The 4,385-nt window shown below is 72.6% G+C and carries 4 protein-coding genes and 1 pseudogene; 3 read left to right on the plus strand and 2 right to left on the minus strand.

Annotated elements, in window-relative coordinates:
* The first annotated feature begins 47 nt into the window (after window positions 1-47).
* The gene (locus ACFU99_RS34675; protein WP_384399876.1) at window positions 48-1,208 is read left to right on the plus strand and encodes a mannosyltransferase family protein; all 1,161 of its coding nucleotides are present in this window, start codon (window positions 48-50) and stop codon (window positions 1,206-1,208) included.
* Between the two features lie 210 nt (window positions 1,209-1,418).
* Here ACFU99_RS34675 and ACFU99_RS34680 read toward each other — a convergent pair whose 3' ends face one another.
* Together ACFU99_RS34680 and ACFU99_RS34685 are read right to left on the minus strand one after the other, a co-directional pair.
* Window positions 1,419-1,925 carry an SUKH-3 domain-containing protein gene (locus ACFU99_RS34680; protein WP_384399868.1) on the minus strand — a complete coding sequence of 169 codons (507 nt, stop codon included), beginning with the start codon at window positions 1,923-1,925 and terminating at the stop codon, window positions 1,419-1,421.
* An 8-nt stretch (window positions 1,926-1,933) separates the two neighbouring features.
* Entirely contained in the window at window positions 1,934-2,473 is a 540-nt protein-coding gene (locus ACFU99_RS34685; protein WP_384399870.1) for a YwqJ-related putative deaminase, read from the minus strand.
* Window positions 2,474-2,998: 525 nt separating this feature from the next.
* Between ACFU99_RS34685 and ACFU99_RS34690 the strand changes: the two genes are divergently transcribed.
* On the plus strand, window positions 2,999-3,976 hold the full coding sequence (locus ACFU99_RS34690) for an HNH endonuclease (RefSeq protein ID WP_384399873.1): 978 nt from the start codon (window positions 2,999-3,001) through the stop codon (window positions 3,974-3,976).
* Between the two features lie 5 nt (window positions 3,977-3,981).
* Window positions 3,982-4,385: pseudogene (locus tag ACFU99_RS34695) on the plus strand (hypothetical protein); the annotation flags it as partial.

Below are 4,385 nucleotides of genomic sequence, written 5' to 3' on the forward strand. Positions count from 1 at the left end.
GTCCGTACGAGTCCGGAGCGGGGTCGTGGCGGCGTCCGTGGCGCCGGCTGACCCCGGCCGACTGGTCGGTGCTGCGCGTGTATCTGCTGAGCCGGATCGGCGTCTGGATCATCGTGTACAGCGCGGCGTGGATCTTTCCCAATGATCCGGAGGCGAAGAAGCCGGCTCCGTGGGTGGCCCGGTGGGACCAGTGGGACTGGGGCCATTTCAAGCGAATAGCGGAATTCGGCTATTTCAACGGTCAGGGCGCGGTGGGCAGTGCGCAGCCGGACAATCGGGAGGCGTTCTTCCCGGGTTTCCCGGCGCTGGTGCGGCTGCTGCATTCGCTGGGTGTGGGGTGGACGCTCTCCGGGCTGCTGATCTCGTTCGTGGCGGGGGCCGTCGCGGTGGTGGCGCTGGCCCGTATCGCGCGGCTGTATCTGAGCGGTAGCGAGGCGGCCGGGGAGGGGGCCGGTGAGGGTGTGGACGTCGGGCGGCGGGCGGCGCTCTTCCTGCTGCTCTCGCCGTGCGCGGTGTTCCTGGCGGCGGGTTATACGGAGGCGATCTTCCTGGCCTTCGCGCTGCCTGCCTGGCTGGCGGCGAAGCGGGGCCGGTGGCCGTTGGCGTCGCTGCTGGCGATGGGGGCGATGGCGACTCGGATAAGCGGTCTGTTCCTGGTGGCGGCGCTGGTGGCGGAGTTCTTCCTGGGTAGTGGCGGGGTGCGGGAGCGGCTGCGGTCGCTGCCGTGGCTGGCGCTGCCCGCGCTGCCCGTGGCCGGATATTTCGGCTATCTCTACGCGCGTACGGGCGACCTGATGGCGTGGAAGCACGCCGAGGAGCGCGGCTGGAACCGTGAGTTCCACGCGCCGTGGGAGGCGTGGCACAACACGTGGGTGTCGGCGTTCGGTCATGTGCAGTCCACGGGGTTCGCGGTGATGTTCCAGGCGGAGCTGCTCGCGATGCTGGTGGGGGTGGCGCTGCTGGGCGTGCTGGCGTGGCGGCGGCGCTGGCCGGAGGCGGTCTATATGGCGCTGGGCCTGTGGGCGTTGGGGACCTCGTACTGGTACGTGTCGGTGCCGCGCGCGACGTTGCTGTGGTGGCCGCTGTGGATCGGGCTGGCGGTGTGCAGCCTGCGGTGGCGCTGGCTGAAGGAGGCGTATGTGTGTGTGGCGGGGCCGTTGATGGCTTTGATGGTGGTGGCGTTCACGACGGGGAGATGGGCGGGCTGAGGGGCGGCGGTAGCGCTTGGGCGTGAGTGCGTACGGGGGGGGAGTACGTACGGTCGTCCCGCGCGCGTGGAGGCATGTGTACGTCCCGCGCGCGTGGCGGCAGGCGGGTGTCCACGCGTGCGCGGGCGCGTACGGCTCCTGGGCGCGTCTCGGCGTGCGTACAGGCTTCCCCGTGCCCGTACGTACGCGGGCCGCGCCCGTTTCCGCCCGTCAGGCGCGGCTGAGGCGGGCGGGCTGGGCTCCGCTGAGGAGGGTGCCGATGGCGTGGTCGATGTCGGTGCCGAGGTACCAGTCGCCGGTGTGGTCGAGGCTGTAGACGCGGCCTTCGGCGTCGACGGCGAGGAGCGCCTTGGTGTGCGGTTCCTCGCCGAGGGGGCTGACTTCGACGCCGAGGGCGCGGCCGAGGTCGGCGAGGGTGCGGGCGAGGTGGAGGCCGTGCAGGGGGTCGATGTGGAAGGGCGTGGGGGCGATCTGCCGGCCCTGTCCGGCGGCGGCGATGTGGAGTCCGCCGAACTCGGCCCAGGCTTCGACGGCGGCGGGGAAGACGGAGTGCCGGTGGCCGGCGGGGGAGACGTGGGCGCGGAGGGCGTCGGCCCACTGTTCGGCCTGTTTGATGTCCCAGCGGCCGGGCTGCCAGCCCGCTTCGCGGAGGGCGGCGTCGACGGCGGCGGGGAAGCGGGTGGCGGCGGTGCGCTCGAAGGCGCGCATGTCGGGCATGTCGGTGTTCAGCCCCTGCCGTTGTCGTCGGTCGGGGCGGCGAGGTCGACGGACCGTACGCCGAAGTGGGCGAGGAGCGCGTCGCAGGAGCGGCAGGGGGCGGCGTAGCTGCCGTGCCGGGGGTCGCCGTCCTCGCGGATGTGGCGCGCGGTGAGGCGGGAGTGTTTGAGGGCGCGGCGGGCCTCGCCCTGGGAGAGGGGTTTGCGGGCGGCGCGTTTGCTGCGGCCCGTGTCGACGCCGGTGAGGAAGCGGGAGACGAGGACGGCTTCGGGGCAGCGGCCGGTGAAGCGTTCGCGCTGGGCGCTGGTGAGGGTGTCGAGGTAGTCCTGCACCAGGGGGTGGAGCGTCGGCGGCTGTTCTCCTCTGCCCGCGGTGCAGGTGAGGGTCTTTCCGCGGACGGAGAGGGCCGCGGCGACGGCGGGCAGGATGCCGTCGCGGCGGTGCAGCAGTTGGGGCGCTTGTACCGAGTCGTCGGTGGCGCTCCAGCTGAGCCGGGGGTCGCCCGGCGTGGGCGCGGCGCCGGGGCCGCGGTCTTGCGTCGTGTGCATGTGGTGCTCTTCCCTCCCGTGCAATCCCCCTGTTGCGGGGATCAGATTGCCAAATGGGATGCCGGGTGCGGAAGTCAGGTGTGCGTTGTGCGCGAGTTGTGTGGCGGGCGGTCACCGTGAGGTAACGGGTCGTCGTGATGGATGGGGTGGGTGGGACGGTGGTGGCGGTTCTGTCGCGGCTGCACGCGGTCGTTCGCGGCTGCGCACACATTTTCCGGGTGTGACGAGGGCGGCTCATGAGTTTTTCGGGCCGGGGGCGTTCGGCGGTGCGTTCGTGTCTTCAGGGTTTTCGGGGTTTTCAGGGTCTTGAGCGTCTTCCGAGGGCGCTCGGTGCCTTTGGGGCGGCTGAGTCCGGCGGTCGCGAGGGGGTCGTGGGCCGGGTGCGGCGGGCGGGGCCGGGCGGTGCGGGATAGGGGTCGCCGCCGCTCAAGGGCGTGCTTGGAGGGCGTACGGCGGGGGCAGAGCCCCAGTCCGGGCAGCGCTTAGGCTGTTCGCAACACCCAGACGCAGCAGGGGGCATCCGCCATGACGACAGGTCGGCTCGGGCAGCAGGCCGCGCCACCGAACACGGCCTATGCCGGGCAGGTCGTGCACTTCCCGGATCCGGTCCGGGCCGCGCGCTACCCCAAGGGCGTGTGGGTGGACGGCGACGGTTTCCCGGACTTCTCGCCGTACGCGCGGGCCGCCGCGGAGATCGCGGAGCCGCCGGAGGGGTTCGGCGTCGACGAGCTGCGGCTCACCGACTACGTGTCCGCGAACGCCGCGCTGCACGCGGACGGCCACGAGTTGTGGGCCAGCCTGCCGGCCGTCGCGACGCCGCACGGCTGGACCTGGCACCACGCGGTGGGCACGCGCCGGCTGGAGCTGGTGCCGGTCGAGGTCAAGGCGCTGCTGCGGCATCACGGCGGGCTGGCGACGGCCGCCGTCGACCACGCCAAGCGCGGTACGCGGCCGCTCCAGGAGACCCGGCCGGTGCACTTCGCGCTGCCGCAGCGGGACCTCGCGGTGGCGGAGGACGACGTGCTGGGCGTCGAGGAGGACCTGGGGTACCGGCTGCCGGGCGCCTACCGCGCGTTCCTGAAGGCGGCGGGCGGCTGCGCGCCGGTCGGTGCGGCGCTCGACCCGGAGCTGGGGCTCCTGGTGGACCAGCCGTTCTTCACGGTGCGTGGCGAGGCGGCGGTCAACGACCTCGTCTACATCAACAAGTGTCTGCGCGACCACTTCACCAAGGACTACCTGGGCGTGGGCTTCGTGCAGGGCGGCGTGCTGGCCGTGAAGGTGAAGGGCGATGCCGTCGGCTCGGTGTGGTTCTGCGCGTACGACGACGCGCGGGACCGGGACGGCTGGTCGGTCCAGGAACGCGTCGAGCGGCTGCTGCTGCCCTGCGGGGAGGACTTCGATGCCTTCCTGCTGCGGCTGGCGGGCGGCCCGCCGGAGCTGGAGACCGTGGCGAACCTGATGGTGGACGGCGGCTTCGCGTCCGCCGTCCCGGTGGAGGGGTGAGCGTGATGGTGACGTTCGCGCAGGCGCAGGAGCGCGCGGAGGGCTGGGTCAACGGCGATGTGCCGGCGTACCGGCACCGCGAGGTGCGGGTACGCGAGTTCGACCTGGGCTTCGTCGCCTGGGCCGAGGACCGCGAGGACGGCCCGACGGGGGACGGCGGCAGCGCCCGGCTGGTGATCGCGCGGGACAGCGGCGAGACGACGCTGTGGCCGGGGCTGCCGGTGGGCGAGGTGATCCGGCGGTACGAGGAGGAGTACGGGACCGCCCCGGTCCCGGACGCCGCGGCGGACGTGCCGCCGCAGCGCATCGACCTTGAGGCCACGTCGTTTCTGCTGACTCCGCCGGAGTGGTTGCAGCAGGCGGCGGACGAGATAGGGATTCCGGACCGGCGGGGGGCGGGGACGGGGGC

The organism is Streptomyces sp. NPDC057654 (genome assembly GCF_042800135.1).
GTDB lineage: Bacteria > Actinomycetota > Actinomycetes > Streptomycetales > Streptomycetaceae > Streptomyces.

Coding starts and splice junctions, on each gene's coding strand:
- ACFU99_RS34685 (WP_384399870.1), bottom strand. CDS start 2,473: ATGCACACGACGCAAGACCGCGGCCCCGGCGCCGCGCCCACGCCGGGC.
- ACFU99_RS34690 (WP_384399873.1), top strand. CDS start 2,999: ATGACGACAGGTCGGCTCGGGCAGCAGGCCGCGCCACCGAACACGGCC.
- ACFU99_RS34680 (WP_384399868.1), bottom strand. CDS start 1,925: ATGCCCGACATGCGCGCCTTCGAGCGCACCGCCGCCACCCGCTTCCCC.